Raw genomic sequence first — 16048 nt, 5'->3', positions numbered from 1 at the left:
TTAATCAAAAGAAGCTTTAGTTGATAATTATTTCACCTCCTTTATCTCTAAATCATCATATTTAACGATATAAGCTCCAGTATTTAAATACCCCCCTACATACTGTTTCTTATAATCAAACTTGTTTTCGAGATATTCAGTTTCTCCTACTTCAGAAGCAACCTGATAAAGATCTTTTTTATAAGCCAATCGCAATAAAACATCCATCATCAGATCAAAACCGCGAATAGCATATCTATTAGGATAGGTCCCAAAACGATCTTCATAGACTTTATGAAAATTATTATCTAACGAAGAAGGCTTATCTACAGTAGGATAGTGAAACTTTAATGCCGATAAATATGAATTCTTAATATCGTCACTAATCTCATAAGCATCACCCTTATGAGTCGTAAACATCACTATGGTACGCTCTTCATTTCGAAGTGAATTTAAAACATTGGTAATATTGGTTAACAAAGGAATACGATTAGACTCAACAATTACCCAATTCTCTTTCTCCATGGAAAGACTTTCTTCAAGAGCCTCCATTTGAACATAATTATCAGATTCTGTAGCAATTATCTGTGCTGAAGGTATCTTAGATTTTAATTGATTTCTAACGGCAGTATTTTTACTATCTGCAATAACAATTATATGTTTATCCTGACCTCTTTCAGCTATAAAATTAATCATTTGATCTCTTAGCACCTCATCTGAAGGTAAAGTCTGAAATACATTTTGATACAACTCAACCTTCTTACTTGTAAAGGGAGCAAATACAGGTAAATTTTCACTCCTCAATCCATAGGATAATTTATTAAAAGATCGATAGGTAAAGGGCCCAATCACCGCATCATAATTTTTAAAAGAAGCACTATTAAGCAATCTGGAAATTCCAACCTCTGTACCCTCAGTATCTAACAAAGTAATTTCGGAGTTAACCCCTAATTTCTTAACAGAATCAATAGCGACTAACATTCCAGAATAAAAGTCAAGCGAAACATTTAGCAGACGATCCCGTTTTAATTTATCCTCCGCACCAGCTTCAGAATTAAAGTCAACTTCATTCAGCTTTAAAGGAATAGCTACTACAACTTTAGAAGTAAGCTGCTTGTTAACACTGTCAATCAAGGTAAATCTAGGCATTAGTTTCCCATCTGCCTGAATGTTGTAGTCCCCATAAGTTTCCTTTGGTAGTTTAAGTATCATTCCGGCTTTCAAACCTGCCTTGGCTTCTGGATTCAAGGCTACAATAGAATCCCGCTCCATACCAAATTTCACTTTTAGCCTGTAGAAACCCTCTTTTGGCTGGACGGAATAGTAATTATATTTTATATCATCAACCGTCTTTACACTATCCTGATGAACATCCGGTACAATAATCTCTTCGCCATCTTGTAAGACTGTACCCATTTCCGGGTTCAATTTTTCCAATTCAGGTACCGAAATCCCATGCTCATAAGCTATACGCCACTTACCTTCTTTAGGCTTTACGATATACCTTACAAGACCATCTGGCAAAGAATCTGTTTCCTTTACAGGCACATAAGTGACTTGGGGAATTCGAATTTTTTCACCCTTGTCTAGCTGACGACTATACAGTTCTTTATTATACCGTTTAATATCATCAACCTTTACGTTGTAACGTTTTGCTATACTAAAAAGAGTCTCTTTTTTTCTTACCTTATGGGTAACGAAAGTTACCTTCTCTTGAAAACGTTCATCATTTTCTACAGTGGAAGAACTAGGTATGATTAAGATTGTATTTTTTTCAACTCCCTTTTTAGCTTCCGGATTTAACTTTAAAATTGCATAAGGAGTGACCTTGTAATACTTCGCTATGCTCTCTATAGTTTCCCCTTCTTTTACTTGATGTGTTTTAAACTTATCTTGAGCAAATATCGAAACACTTAAAATAAAAGCTAAAAAAAATACAATCTGTTTATTCATACTTATATATTTATTCCCATTCTATGGTTGCTGGCGGTTTAGAACTAATATCATATACTACTCTATTAACGCCTTTTACCTTATTTATTATCTCATTAGACATTTTTTGTAAAAAATCGTACGGCAAATGTACCCAGTCTGCAGTCATTCCGTCAGTACTTTCCACTGCACGCAAAGCTACACATTTTTCATAAGTACGCTCATCTCCCATTACTCCAACCGAATTCACAGGAAGCAAAATTGCACCAGCCTGCCAAACCGAATCATATAAGCCCCAGCTCTTTAGACCATTAATAAATACAGAATCAACCTCCTGTAAAATACTCACCTTTTCTGGAGTAATATCTCCCAAAATTCTAATTGCCAATCCTGGTCCTGGAAATGGATGCCTGCCTAACAATTCAGGATCTATTCCCATAGAAGCACCAACTCGCCTTACCTCATCTTTAAACAACATTCTCAATGGCTCAACAACTTTCAACTTCATAAAATCTGGCAAGCCCCCTACGTTGTGGTGACTTTTGATTGTTGCTGAAGGTCCATTCACAGAAATTGACTCAATTACATCCGGGTAAATTGTTCCCTGTCCCAACCATTTGGCATCTTCAATTTTATGCGATTCGTCATCAAAAACTTCAATAAATACACGTCCTATGGTTTTTCTCTTTTCCTCAGGATCAGATATTCCTGCTAATGCATCCAAAAAGCGTGCCGAAGCATCAACGCCTTTTACATTAAGCCCCATACCCTCGTATTGATCCAATACACTTTGAAATTCGTTCTTACGAAGCAAGCCATTATTCACAAAAATACAATAAAGCTGATTTCCAATCGCCTTATTTAACAGCACAGCTGCTACAGTTGAGTCTACCCCTCCGGAAAGACCTAGAACTACCTTTTCCTTTCCTACCTTTTCCTTCAGCTCAGCAACCGTCATGTCAACAAAGTTATCTGGAGTCCATGACTGCTCTACTCCCGCTATTTTCACAAGGAAGTTCTCAAGTAATTGCTTACCATCCGTTGAATGATATACCTCCGGATGAAATTGAATCGCATACGTTTCCTCTCCTTCAATTCTATAAGCCGCATTCGCCACGTCATGAGTACTGGCAATACGAACCCCTCCGGTTGGAAGTTCTTTAATCGTATCACTATGACTCATCCAAACCTGGCTTCCTTCATGAATAGACTCAAAGAAAACTTCCCCGTCTTTCACATAAGAAAGATTAGCTCTACCATATTCTCGGGTATTCGATGGAGCTACATTTCCGCCACCAAAATGCGCGAGATACTGAGCACCATAGCATACCGCCAAAGTAGGAATCTTTCCTTTAATCTCAGAGAGATCAGGATGCGGAGCCTCTTCACTTCGAACCGAAAATGGACTTCCCGATAAAATGACAGCTCTGAAGTTGGAAATGTCTTCTGGTAAATTGTTGTAAGGATAAATCTCGCAGTAGATATTAAGCTCTCTTACACGTCGAGCTATTAATTGTGTGTACTGCGAACCGAAATCTAAAATTAGTACGTTGTGTTGCATGCGCAAAAATACTACTTAATGCTAAAAGCAAAAGGGTTTATTAAACTTTTTTATTCTACATTGAATCCAAAATGGCTTTGATATCATCCTCAGTGGTATCCGGATTGATAAAGCAGAACCTCGAAACAGTTTCATAAGTATCGCCATTCTTCCATTTGGTCGGAGTTACTAACGCAAATCCATCTTTATGATTTTTAAAAGTCCATTCTTTATAATCATCTGGAGTCCACCCCTTCCTTCTGTATAAAACACATGATAAGCCGGGTTCTCTGACCAGCTCCAAATTAGGATCTTCTTCGATCATACGAGCTGCAGATTTAGCCAATGCTATTCCACACTCTACTGCCCATTTATATTTAGCAGTTCCATGCATAGCCAATGAAAACCACAACGGCAATCCACGAACCCTCCTGGTTAACTGAATTTGATAATCTGCAGGATTAAATCCACGGGCACCTTCATCTTTAAAAATATCCAAATATGAACCTTCCTGCGAGTGTGCCTTTTTAGCCAATTCAGGCTCTTTATATATAACAGCTCCACAATCATATGGAGAAAATAACCATTTATGAGGATCAATAGTAATACTGTCAGCCTCTTCAATACCATTAAACAAATGTCTTACCGAATCTGCCGCTAATGCACCGCCCCCATAGGCAGCATCCACATGAAACCATAGGTTTTCCTTTTTACACACCTTAGCTACACCATCCAGTTCATCAACGATACCAGCATTCGTTGTACCCCCTGTAGCCACAACCGCAAATAAACGTTGACGCTGCTCAGGTGATAAATCGTTAATAGCGTTAGACAAATCTCCCCCTAATAAACGATCCTCAGAATCTACCAAATGTACATCCACATCAATAACCTGCGCCATAGCTTTAATTGAAGAATGAGCCCCAATGGAAGTAATAATAAGTCCTTTTTTTCCCTGGTTTGTAGCTTGTCTTCTCCAATGCTCCCTTGCAGTAACCATTGCAGATAAATTAGCAGCTGTACCACCGCTGGTAAAAACGCCAAACGAACCTTCAGGTAAACCAGTTAATGACACCAACCATTTCATCGCTTCATTTTCACAAAAGATCCCCCCGGCTCCTTCCATCCAATAGGCTCCATGAATACTTGATGCAGAGGTTACCAAATCAAACATCACAGCTGCTCTGGAGGGCGAGGCGGGCACAAAAGCCAAATGTCTCGGATGATCTATAGGTACGGTGGCCTTTACTAAAACATCTTTAAAAAGTTGTAATGCCTTTTCGCCTCCTATCCCCTCTTCCGTTACCGTTTCGCCAACAAGAGCCTTTAAATCTTCTTCCCGCATTGGCTTACCCAACTCAGGTGAGGTGTTCGTAATTCTATTAATGACATATTTTGCAATATCCAATGTCATTTCAACTACATCAATATCTATATTATGCATACTTCTATTTTTAGGACCACAAAGGTACGGTTTTGCAAAACTTTCAAAACCCATTTATACAAACTCATCTTAAAATTTAGTAACTTTATAGTAATATCCTTATTATGATTCCTGATATTTTAGAAATAATAAAAACCGAATTAACCAAGGGCACAACAGTTGAAGGTCATCCATTTCGACTTTGCGCCATGGCAACTGTAGGTATCAATCATACAGCCAGAATCAGAACCGTTGTACTTAGAGACGTAGATGAAAATCTTAATCTTACTTTTTACACCGACAAACGCACAAAAAAAATCACGCATATAAGAGAAAACAAAAACGTCAGCTTATTGTTTTATCATCCTGGAATCAGAACTCAACTAAGAATTGAAGGGTTTGCTATGATAGAAGAAAATGAATCTGTCATTCAGGACTTATGGAGCAAGATACACAAGGATGCACAAAAAGACTACACCTCTGCAGAAGCTCCGGGTACAAAAATCGGAGACCCTGATTTTATAACCCACCTCGAAGACGAACATTATTTTACGGTAATCAGAGTGCTCTCTCAAAAAATAGATTATTTTGAACTAAAACCTAAAAAGCACGTACGTGCAGCATTCTCTTTTGAAGACGGTTATAAATGGAACGGAACCTTCCTGGTGCCTTAAAGCTTCACGATTAAAAACGCCTCTTTCAATGGGTCGAGATCTTCAAACAATTCCCTAATTAAAGCCTTGCCATTTTCTGCATAAAACTCTGAAAAATTCTTAGTCCGTTCTTGTAAATTTCCATTTGGAAATAAAGTTTCTTGAATGGCTGTCATTCGACTTACCTCGTCCGACAATTTTCTTTTTTGAGCTTTAAGCAATCTTTTCTCAAGTTTATCAAGGCCTTTGAGTTGCTTAACCTCTTGAGCTTTTACAGCATTCAAAAAAGTTTCATCTGTCTTCTCAGCCAAAGCATACATCCCCTCGAACTGATTTTTGAGATGTGCGCGTTGAGGATCAAAATTAATATCAATATCGCTGATCTCCCTTACCCTTCTGTTAATAAAACTATGACGTTTTAAAAATAATAATGGATATGAAATTTCTAATCGCTTTAATTTATCATCCTCCTTTCCAGATACTAATAATGCCGAATTCCTCAATAATAAGGTCGGAAATACTACACCAACTTTATTAAAAAAAGATTTCAATTGCAGCCAATAAGCCAACTCTCCTCCCCCTCCGATATAACAAAGGTTAGGCAGTATTACTTCCTGGTATAAAGGTCGCAACAAAACATTCGGTGAAAAACGTTCAGGATAATCATGAAGTTCTTTAAGAATTTCAGTTTTTGAGAATTTCAGTTCAGTATCGTTAACAACAAAACCATCATCCGTTTTTACAATTCGTTCTCTTAAACCTTCTTTTAAATAAAAAAGATTTATTTCCCTAGGATTCACCTGAACACCATACCCCCTGGAAGATAAATCTTCAACAACATCAACAACCGCATTATAAGAATGTTGATGCAATAGTTCATCAGCAACATATGGAGAAAAAAGCCTTTTAAGACCTCTATCATTTCCGTCAACAATCACCAATCCATAGGCTCCAAATATTTCATTGGCCAAAAATCGAGTGGCAGCATCAAGGGTATCATGTTTCAAATAGGCCTCCTGAAACAATCTCCTCAACTCATCTGCATCTGAGCCTACGCCTAACTCGAGATTTAATAAATCAAAAACTTCCTGCAACCCCTCAGTTGACAAGGCTCCAACTGCTCCGGAAACCTCTTTATTCCATTGAAATTTCTTCCCCTTAAAATTGAAAAAATTAATTTCTTCAAAATCATGATCCTCAGTAGCCATCCAATAAACAGGAACAAAATTACAATCAGGATATGAAGCTTTTAATTTTTTAGTAAGGTTTACAGTAGAAATAATTTTATACAAAAAATATAATGGACCGGTAAACAAGTTCAGCTGGTGACCTGTGGTAATGGTAAACGTCTTGGTCTGCGCTAAGGAATTCAAATTCGCATCTGTAGCTTCTGATACCTCAATCCCATGATACTGCGCTCTCAGGGAATCAACCAAAATCTTACGATGCTCTTCATTATATTCAGATTGCTTTTCTTCTATTTGCTTCTTAAAATTCTCTAATTCAGGATACCTGTTATATAAATGTTTAACCTCCTGTTTTTGCTCTAAATAATCTAAAATTAGATTGGAAAAATACCCGGTATCCTTAAAAGATATACAGTCTGCTAGCATAGAAATATAGTTCTTTTGATATTTTTAAGATTATTCCAGATCGTCATTCACATATCAAAACGTCACCTTGAAGAATAAACCTGCTTAAAAAAAGTAAAGATAAAACTCTTTAACATTCTAAAAACTAAAAATTCGTTAAGATTATAAAGAGTGTTTTTTATTATTTATTAGTAGCTTTGAAAGTATTAATCATCTACCTGAATGAAATCAACACTTCTAATAACACTAACTTTTCTGAGTTCTCTATTAACCTTTTCTCAGAACATTAAATCTCCTTCAGAATTCCTGGAGTATGATTTAGGAAATCGATTTTCAAGACATCATCAGGTTGTTGAATATTACGAATATTTAGCAGAGGCTACCCCGGAACAAGTCAAAATGATCGAATATGGTCAAACCTATGAAGGGAGAAGTTTAATATTGGTATATATTTCTTCTGAAGATAATATGATTAATTTAGAAACCATCAGAAACGCACATTTGAACTCTAACAAAAAAGATAATTCGAACGATAAAGCTATCGTTTGGCTAAGCTATAATGTGCATGGAAATGAAGCTGTGAGTTCAGAAGCATCAATGCTTACCGCATACGAATTGATTACAAAAAAGAAGGAATGGCTTGAAAATACTATTGTCATAATAGACCCCTGTATAAATCCTGATGGGAGAGATCGTTATGTTAACTGGTATAATCAATTTAAAAATACCCCATTCAATATAGACCCAAATAGCAAAGAACACCATGAGCCATGGCTCTCTGGCAGGCCGAACCATTATATGTTTGACTTAAACAGAGACTGGGCCTGGATTACACAAAAAGAAAGCCAACAACGATTGAAAATCTTTAACAAATGGCTGCCACACATTCACGTCGATTTTCACGAACAGGGAGTAGATGCCCCGTATTATTTTGCTCCTGCAGCTGAACCACTCCATGAAGCCATAACAGACTGGCAGATTGAATTTCAGACAACAATTGGTGAAAATCATGCGAAATATTTTGATGCCAATGGATGGTTTTATTTCACCAAGGAAATTTTTGATTTATTATACCCAAGTTACGGAGATACCTACCCCACATACAATGGAGCTATAGGAATGACCTACGAACAAGGCGGAAGCGGTAGAGCAGGTCTGGGCGTTATTAATCGAAATGGAGACACGCTTACCCTTAAAGACCGTATTGCACATCATCATACTACAGGGCTCTCTACCATTGAAGTATCATCATTAAATGCAGACAAATTAAACAATGAGTTCAAAAAATTCCATGCGAAACAAGATTTTAAATTTAAAAGCTATATACTGTCCGGCAACAAAGATAAGATCCAACTACTGACAGAACTATTAGACGCTCATGAAATTGAATATGGCTACACCCCGGTTACAACAGTACGCGGATACGATTATAATAGTGGTAACAACAACACTTATAAAACCTCCGAAGATGATCTCGTTATCAGTACAGATCAATTCAAAGGTACACTTGTAAAGGTGCTCTTTGAGCCGAAAACCAAATTAAGCGATTCCTTGACCTACGATATTACTGCCTGGTCTTTACCTTACGCCTATGGATTAAACGCCATAGCCTCGGAACAAAAAATAACCTCAACTGCTCAAAATAAAACGAACGATGTTTTAAATAATATCGATTTTAGCGAAAATGAATATGCTTATATCTGTAGGTGGGAAAGCATGAAGGATGCCCGCTTTTTGTCAGATCTTCTTAAAAACAAAATTAGAGTACGATTTACCACTGAACCATTCGAAGTGAATAACACAACTTTTAAAAGAGGAAGCTTGATTATTACAAAGGCTGACAATAAAAGTAATCCTGAATTTTTAACCATCCTAAAAGAAACAAGATTCAAACATAGTAGAGAACTTACCGTTGCTCCAACAGGATTGGTGGATACCGGCAAGGATTTTGGTTCTAGTGCAGTCAAAATGATTCACAATAACAAAGTAGCAGTTTTGACAGGAAAACCTTTTTCAAGTCTTAGTTTTGGTGAAATTTGGCATTACTTTGAACAACAACTTCACTACCCCGTTACAGTTTTAGAACAAAGCTATTTTAACTATATAGATCTATACCAATATGATATCATCATACTTCCGGAAACAGCTGGGGTCATTGAGAAACAGACTATGGATAGAATCAAAAACTGGGTCAAGAATGGTGGAAAACTTGTAACCATCGGAAGAACTGTCAATTCCTTAGCTAAAGACAAAGACTTTAGCATAACACAAAAAAAGGACTCCGCTGAAAATGATGAAGACGCTGAAAATGGTAAGGATAATAGTGAAATGAACATAATCCCATACAGTGGCAATGAAAGAAACTATATAAAAGAAATGATAACCGGAGCAATATTCAAAGCAAAAGTCGATAAAACACACCCATTAAGCTATGGATTTAACAACGACTATTTCACTCTTAAATTAAATAGTGACGCGTACGATTACCTCGAGGGTGGAAATGCTGTTTATATAGACCATGAAAACAAACCCTTTAACGGCTTTGCTGGAAGTGACGCTACGGATAAGCAAAAAAGAAGTGTAATAGTAGGGTCCCAAAAATACGGAAAAGGCAATATTATTATCATGGTAGACAATCCTTTATTTAGAGGATTTTGGGAAAACGGTAAGCTTTTCATGGCCAACACCCTATTCTTTATGGGCAGCTAACCGTCCATTAAACCCAAAAAAAAATCTTATAAACTAGATTCCAAAAAGCAACTAGCTATTGTTTATATTTTTTTGTATCTTAACATTTAGAAATCTCACCCCTGTAGCTTTCCCTACGAAATGTAAACCAATAGCATAGTAAAATGAAATCATTTTGTAGCATTCTGTTTGTTTGTGCTTTCGTATTCAACTTAAGCCTCTATAGCCAAAACACTTTATCGGAGAAAGACCGCGCTTTTGCAATAAAGCATCTGAATGAATCTAAAGCAGAATTATTAAAAGCAATTAAAGGATTATCTGAAGAACAGTTAAACTTTAAACCTTCTGAAAATTCATGGTCAATTGCTAATTGCGTTGAACATCTTGCGCTATCAGAAACCAATATTATGGGGGCAGTTAAAAAGTCCTTGGAAGAGAAACCAAGCACTGAATCCCTGAACGAATTAAAAACTAGCGACAAAGAATTAATTGACATGATTACGGATCGGTCCAGTAAGGTCAAAACATCCAAACCATTTGAACCAACAAATAGTTTTGGATCCTACGAAGAAACACTGAAAGCATTTAAGGATCGAAGAAAAAACAATATCGCATTTGTAAAAAAAGACAAAATCAATTTACGAAATTACGTAATGGATTTGCCGTTTGGAAAAATTGATGCATTTCAAGGTATTCTATTTATGTCCGGACACACAAGTCGTCATGTAAAACAGATAAATGAAATTAAATCTAATGAAAGCTTTCCGGAATAACCAGCCAGCATACCACTTATAAACAACCAACCAAAAGAAGAGGCCTGTAATCAGAATTACAGGCCTCTTTTATTTTTAGAATGCTTTATGCTATACTTTATCTACTGTAATTAGGAGCCTCTTTAGTAATGGTTATATTATGTGGATGACTCTCCTTAATTCCACTACCTGTTAACTTAACAAAGCGACCGGTTTCTTTAAGTGTATCAATATCTTTGGCACCACAATACCCCATACCGGCACGAAGACCTCCAATAAACTGATGCATACTCTCATTCAACTCTCCTTTATACGGAACACGTCCCACAATACCTTCAGGAACTAATTTTTTGATATCATCTTCAACATCCTGAAAATATCTGTCTTTACTACCTTTATTCATAGCCTCTACAGATCCCATTCCACGATAGGACTTAAACTTTCTTCCTTCAAAAATAATAGTTTCTCCAGGAGATTCTTTAGTACCTGCCAAAAGTGATCCAAGCATAACACAATCAGCACCGGCAGCAATAGCTTTAGGGATATCACCAGTATAACGAATACCTCCATCAGCAATTACCGGAACTCCAGTTCCTTTTAATGCAGCAGAAACCTCTAAAACCGCAGAAAGTTGAGGAAAACCAACACCTGCAACAACCCTTGTAGTACAAATAGAACCAGGACCAATACCCACCTTAACAGCATCTGCTCCATTATCCGCCAAATATTTAGCAGCTTCTGGAGTTGCTATATTTCCAACTACTACATCGAGATCAGGGTGCGCTTTTTTAACCTCTTTTAATACGGTAACAACACCTTTGGTATGTCCATGAGCCGTGTCTATTACAATAGCATCAATACCCGCATTTACGAGTACTCCTGCACGTTCCACAGCATCACTGGTAACTCCTACAGCAGCAGCAACTCTTAAACGACCATATTTATCTTTATTCGCAATAGGCTTTTGCGTTAATTTAGTAATATCTCTAAACGTAATTAACCCAACCAGCTTTTCTGCATCATTAACAACCGGAAGTTTTTCAATCTTATTTCCTTGTAAAATCTGTTCGGCATCCTTAAGTGAAGTTCCCTCAGCAACAGTTACAAGATTCTCACTCGTCATCACCTCAGTGATTGGTCGATCCTCATTTCGCTCAAAACGAAGATCTCTATTCGTAACAATCCCTTTTAAGAATCCACTATCATCAACGATTGGAATCCCTCCAATACTATGTTCTTTCATACACTGCTTCGCATCGGCAACCTTAGCTGTAAGCGGCAGAGTTACAGGATCTATGATCATACCACTTTCAGCACGCTTTACTTTACGCACCTCCAGGGCTTGTTGTTCAGCAGTCATGTTTTTATGTAAGACCCCAATTCCACCTTCTCTGGCCATTGCTATAGCCATAGCTGACTCGGTCACAGTATCCATAGCAGCAGCTACAATAGGTACATTCAGAGTAATGTTCTTAGTAAATTTTGCTTGGATATTTACTTCGCGGGGGAGTACCTCTGAGTAATTAGGTACGAGAAGAACGTCGTCGTAGGTTAGACCTTCGCCAACAAATTTAGCATCGTGAGCTTTCATATTGCAACTTGTGATTTTGTTGCACGCAAATATACTGCTTTTTTATAGATTAAATAATGCTTTAACTATTATTTAATTTTATCCCATTTAAGTTTCTGTTCATATTAAAACTTAAATTGCAAGGTAGCGTAATAAGTACGTGGTGCAGAAGGTATAATTCCAGGTCCTGGATACCCGGTTGCCCTGCGCGTAAAATAATTATTATCAGTTAAATTATTAATCCCGGTTTCAATCCTGAATCTGGAAAATGAATACGACAGAGCCAGATCCATAACATGGTAAGCTGGAATCTGTCCTTCAATTCCTCGCACATTATCATTCACATCAATTGGAGCATTTGAAGCATCCGTATATTGATCTGACAAGTACGTATACTGAACAGATGCTAAAAAGTTTTTATATCCGAATGAAGTACCGGTCTTTAAGTTCACATTGGGAACAAACTCAACCTTATTCCCTTCAACGCCCGGAATATCAGACTCGATATACTCCGAATTTGTAAAAGCTGAATTGACAAAAACACTCCATTTGTACTGAAGGTCACCATTAAAAAATGTTTTGTATATATTCCAGTCAATAAAACCTTCAAAACCGTACATAAAAGCCTTCCCTATATTACCACGGCTTCTAACAACCCTGTTATCTTCAGCTACCAGTACTTCACCAATTCTATCATTGTACATTAACCCAAAAACATTAGCGTCATATGACACCTTACCTCCCAATTGCCCTCTTGCACCTAGATCGGCGGTAAATCCTTTCTCATCCGATATATCCGGATCTACCTTAAAAGAAGGATTAGCTATTCGAATATCATTAAAAGTAACTGATCGGTAATTCTGAGAGAAATTACCATACAATTCCATACTATTTAACGGCTTATAACTAACGCCCAGTCCAAAAAGAACAAAAGAACGCTCTAAATTTTCATCTTCATAAACGGTTTCATTCTGTATTACATTCCCGGCATTATCTAAATTAATATTTTTATAAAACCCTTCTGCCTTGGTATCAATAAATTCAAATCTGAAACCCGGAGTAAGGGTGAACTTATCAGATAACCGAAAAATATTTTCCCCGAAAAATGCCAGATTTAAATTAGGAAATTTATAATCCGATTGATTCGGATAGTTCGGAAACTCTTCTGTATAAAACTCAAAATCCGGACCATTGCCAGAACTTCCCGGCCCCTGAATAGCAGTATTATCAGACTGGTAATACTTCGCTCCCAACAATAAAGCATTTTCTTTATCTTTAAGAGTATACTTATGAAGCATCCGTAGTTCCGCTCCCCAATTCACAAAATCTCCTGAAATTAAATCCCTCACAGTTCCCGGTTCATCGGGTTGTGAAACTCTGTTCGTCCTGAATCCCACACTTTCTCTCGAAGCATCTAATCCAAATAAATTCAAAGTAAACATCGTTTGTTCCGAAAATTGGTGTTTTAATTTCAAAGCCAATAGATTCCAATCTACCGCAAACCAATTTCGTTCCCTGTTGCTTTGTGAAGGATCCTCTAAAAACATAACATCAGTTAGTCCCCCAGCCTGATGAGCTAAATAATTAAAATAGGTATAATCCAAACTTAGACTGGTTTGCTCACTAAACTGATAATTCAAATTGGCAAAAAAGTTTCTGGCATTAAACTCCGAGTTATCCTGATACCCATCACCTTCTTTATAATTGAAATAAGTATAATAACTAAATTTTCCTACTGTACCACTTAAACTATTAAAACTTGTAAATAAACTATTAGAACCAAGTGTTTGTCTACTAATCCACTCTATCTTTTTATCAGCAACCGGTTCTTTCAGCTTAAAATTAACCAAACCTCCAAACTGCGTACCATATTGCAGCGATGCAGCTCCCCTGATAATTTGGATTTCATTCAAGGCCTCTGCCGGAGGAGTATAATAACTTTCAGGATACCCTAAAACATCAGCACTTATATCATACCCGTTCTGCCTGGTATTAAAATTGGCGGAACGATTAGGATCTAAGCCTCTCCCCCCAATATTCAATTGAAGTCCACCATCATCACCTTCATAGATATTTAAACCTACTACCTGAGAATACAATTGTCGTGGTGAATTCACCGCCAAATTCCCCATTTGCTCACCAACCAAAACAACTTCATTCTTCTTACCGGCATAGATTGCGGTTTCCTCAATATCCTTTAATCGCTTAAGTGCAAAAAGTTCCTTCCTCTTTTGAGATAAAACTACTTCAGTCAACTCTACAGACAAAGGTGATAAAGCCAGGTCAAGAGTTAAAACCTCATCGCTCGAAACACTAACACGCCGCTGAACAGTATTATATTCATAACTAAAAAATATCAACTCGTATGAACCAGCCCCTAATCCGGTAAATTCATAAACACCATTTTCATTGGTTGAGACCAGTTTTTCAATGGTCTTATTATAAACCTCTACAAATGGTATAACAGTTCCTTTTTCAGCATCTGTCACCACTCCCTTAATGGTACTTTGAGAATACATGAAACCGGAAACGAACGCACACAATAAAAAACTACAAACCTTTAATTTCATCATTAAATGGTAACAACCAGGATTTATGGGCAAAAGACTCTTCTTCCTTTGCCAGATTAACAGTTGGATCTATATATAATTGACTCAATCGGCCATTGAGTGCTACATAACATTCTACACGAACCTCAGGATTATCTATTCCCATTTCCTCAAAATGATCATGTAAAAAATGAGCAAACTCTAAAATGAAGTCGGGTTGAAACGACATTTGCTTTTCCTGAAAAGGAGTCAAAAAATTAGAATTATCTACATGATAAGATTTCTTCGTATTAGGGTCAGTTATAATAAAATTTGCATAACCAGCCTTTTCCATCAGCATAACCCGCCATGAGAAGCGAAACCCCTCTTCGGTCCAAAAAAGCTCACCCGGATACAATAAATACCTGAAAGGAAACAAAAGTTGTATAATTAAAAACAACATTAACAATCTGAGCTTAAACCTCACGTAGGGAATACGTGACATAACCAGCTTTTTCCCATTGTCAAAATACGACTTGGAAACTTTTAAATACTTTGATATAATTGATAAAAATCTATGATGCCAACGATCACTAAAGAATATTAGTGTTGAAAAAATCATTATAAACGGAAACATCCCAATCGGAAACATCACACGGGTTAGCACATGAAAAATAACCACTAAAGCAAAAGCAAACAATCTAGTCCTTTTAAAGAGTAGTAAAAAAGGAATTAATAGATCATAAAAGGCACCTATCCAACTAAAAGCATAATGAACCCACTCCTGCTCTAAAAAGCTGCCTATTACAGGGATATTGTATTTCGATGGCAACCAAATTTTAAGAGGCAAAGCATGAAGCAACCAATCGGAATTAAGCTTTGCCAATCCGGCATAAAAATAGACAATACCCAATAACACTTTTACAATATCAATAGTCCATGCCGGAACTTTTTGATAAGCAATGTTTCCACGGTGTTTTGCATCAATGGAATAATAGGCATTTGCAGGTAGAAATATCATCACAAATGCCATTAAGCTAATAAAATAGTAATGGTTTAAATAAGTAGTCTTGTCCATCAATTCTATGTAGGTGAAACTTAGAAAAAAAGAAATAATAGCAAGACGGTATTTAAATCCGAAGGCTACCGCAAGAGCTGAAAGACCACAAAAAACAAAAATCAGATAAGTATAGATTCCGATCGGTTTTACCCATTCAAATCCATAATACGAAAAGAAAAACTTAGGTTGAATATATAACTTATCCACCCAACCTAAACCCATAAACCTAACAATACTCAGGAACATGAGGAAACCAAAGAAAATACGAAAGACTGCTAAAGGTGCAGCCTCACGGTATTTATTAAAATATGTATTTTCTTCTGGATTCATT

Annotated in this window: 10 protein-coding genes; 3 read left to right on the top strand and 7 right to left on the bottom strand. The window is 36.8% G+C overall.

Going from position 1 to position 16048, the window contains the following annotated elements; all coding sequences use genetic code 11:
- Positions 1 to 27: 27 nt before the first annotated feature.
- The 3 genes from BM361_RS13655 to BM361_RS13645 are packed head-to-tail and all read right to left on the bottom strand — an operon-like array spanning position 28 to position 4895.
- Positions 28 to 1932 (bottom strand): LysM peptidoglycan-binding domain-containing protein, encoded by a 1905-nt coding sequence (locus tag BM361_RS13655; RefSeq protein ID WP_074979537.1) that lies wholly within the window; start codon positions 1930 to 1932, stop codon positions 28 to 30.
- 10 nt (positions 1933 to 1942) lie between these two features.
- The gene (gene guaA, locus BM361_RS13650; RefSeq protein WP_074979535.1) at positions 1943 to 3472 is read right to left on the bottom strand and encodes a glutamine-hydrolyzing GMP synthase; all 1530 of its coding nucleotides are present in this window, start codon (positions 3470 to 3472) and stop codon (positions 1943 to 1945) included.
- A 55-nt stretch (positions 3473 to 3527) separates the two neighbouring features.
- Entirely contained in the window at positions 3528 to 4895 is a 1368-nt protein-coding gene (locus tag BM361_RS13645) for a pyridoxal phosphate-dependent decarboxylase family protein (RefSeq protein WP_074979814.1), read from the bottom strand.
- Positions 4896 to 4999: 104 nt separating this feature from the next.
- Between BM361_RS13645 and BM361_RS13640 the strand changes: the two genes are divergently transcribed.
- Positions 5000 to 5548 (top strand): pyridoxamine 5'-phosphate oxidase family protein, encoded by a 549-nt coding sequence (locus BM361_RS13640; RefSeq protein WP_038261537.1) that lies wholly within the window; start codon positions 5000 to 5002, stop codon positions 5546 to 5548.
- On the opposite strand, the gene bshC is transcribed toward BM361_RS13640, so the two are convergent.
- Complete coding sequence (gene bshC, locus BM361_RS13635) at positions 5545 to 7140, bottom strand: bacillithiol biosynthesis cysteine-adding enzyme BshC (protein WP_074979533.1); 1596 nt, start codon at positions 7138 to 7140, stop codon at positions 5545 to 5547. The two genes, BM361_RS13640 and bshC, sit on opposite strands and share 4 nt — an antisense overlap.
- Positions 7141 to 7341: 201 nt before the next feature.
- Here bshC and BM361_RS13630 point away from each other — a divergent pair, with 201 nt between their 5' ends.
- Together BM361_RS13630 and BM361_RS13625 are read left to right on the top strand one after the other, a co-directional pair.
- Positions 7342 to 9828, top strand: a complete 2487-nt coding sequence (locus BM361_RS13630) for a M14 metallopeptidase family protein (RefSeq protein ID WP_074979531.1) — start codon at positions 7342 to 7344, stop codon at positions 9826 to 9828.
- Positions 9829 to 9971: 143 nt separating this feature from the next.
- Entirely contained in the window at positions 9972 to 10580 is a 609-nt protein-coding gene (locus BM361_RS13625) for a DinB family protein (RefSeq protein ID WP_074979529.1), read from the top strand.
- A gap of 97 nt (positions 10581 to 10677) precedes the next feature.
- Here the strand turns inward: BM361_RS13625 and guaB are convergent, their stop codons facing one another.
- The 3 genes from guaB to BM361_RS13610 all read right to left on the bottom strand — a co-directional run bounded on the left by guaB (position 10678) and on the right by BM361_RS13610 (position 16047).
- Positions 10678 to 12150: an IMP dehydrogenase gene (gene guaB / locus BM361_RS13620; RefSeq protein WP_074979528.1), complete on the bottom strand. Its 1473-nt coding sequence runs from the start codon at positions 12148 to 12150 to the stop codon at positions 10678 to 10680.
- A 104-nt stretch (positions 12151 to 12254) separates the two neighbouring features.
- A complete protein-coding gene (locus BM361_RS13615; protein ID WP_074979526.1) occupies positions 12255 to 14699 on the bottom strand; it encodes a TonB-dependent receptor domain-containing protein in 2445 nt (814 codons plus the stop codon).
- Positions 14680 to 16047 (bottom strand): HTTM domain-containing protein, encoded by a 1368-nt coding sequence (locus BM361_RS13610; protein ID WP_074979524.1) that lies wholly within the window; start codon positions 16045 to 16047, stop codon positions 14680 to 14682. Before BM361_RS13610 ends, BM361_RS13615 begins: the two co-directional genes overlap by 20 nt.
- Position 16048 lies beyond the last annotated feature (1 nt).

The sequence above is a fragment of the Zhouia amylolytica genome (assembly GCF_900116365.1).
In the GTDB taxonomy this organism is placed as follows: domain Bacteria; phylum Bacteroidota; class Bacteroidia; order Flavobacteriales; family Flavobacteriaceae; genus Zhouia; species Zhouia amylolytica.
The sequence above is the reverse complement of the archived record's forward strand: the minus strand, read 5'-3'. Positions and strand labels throughout refer to the sequence as shown.

Bases quoted from the DNA above. Each gene is read 5' to 3' on its own strand.
- BM361_RS13655 (WP_074979537.1), bottom strand. From the start codon at position 1,932: ATGAATAAACAGATTGTATTTTTTTTAGCTTTTATTTTAAGTGTTTCG.
- BM361_RS13625 (WP_074979529.1), top strand. From the start codon at position 9,972: ATGAAATCATTTTGTAGCATTCTGTTTGTTTGTGCTTTCGTATTCAAC.
- BM361_RS13615 (WP_074979526.1), bottom strand. From the start codon at position 14,699: ATGAAATTAAAGGTTTGTAGTTTTTTATTGTGTGCGTTCGTTTCCGGT.
- guaB (WP_074979528.1), bottom strand. From the start codon at position 12,150: ATGAAAGCTCACGATGCTAAATTTGTTGGCGAAGGTCTAACCTACGAC.
- guaA (WP_074979535.1), bottom strand. From the start codon at position 3,472: ATGCAACACAACGTACTAATTTTAGATTTCGGTTCGCAGTACACACAA.
- BM361_RS13630 (WP_074979531.1), top strand. From the start codon at position 7,342: ATGAAATCAACACTTCTAATAACACTAACTTTTCTGAGTTCTCTATTA.
- BM361_RS13610 (WP_074979524.1), bottom strand. From the start codon at position 16,047: ATGAATCCAGAAGAAAATACATATTTTAATAAATACCGTGAGGCTGCA.
- BM361_RS13645 (WP_074979814.1), bottom strand. From the start codon at position 4,895: ATGCATAATATAGATATTGATGTAGTTGAAATGACATTGGATATTGCA.
- BM361_RS13640 (WP_038261537.1), top strand. From the start codon at position 5,000: ATGATTCCTGATATTTTAGAAATAATAAAAACCGAATTAACCAAGGGC.
- bshC (WP_074979533.1), bottom strand. From the start codon at position 7,140: ATGCTAGCAGACTGTATATCTTTTAAGGATACCGGGTATTTTTCCAAT.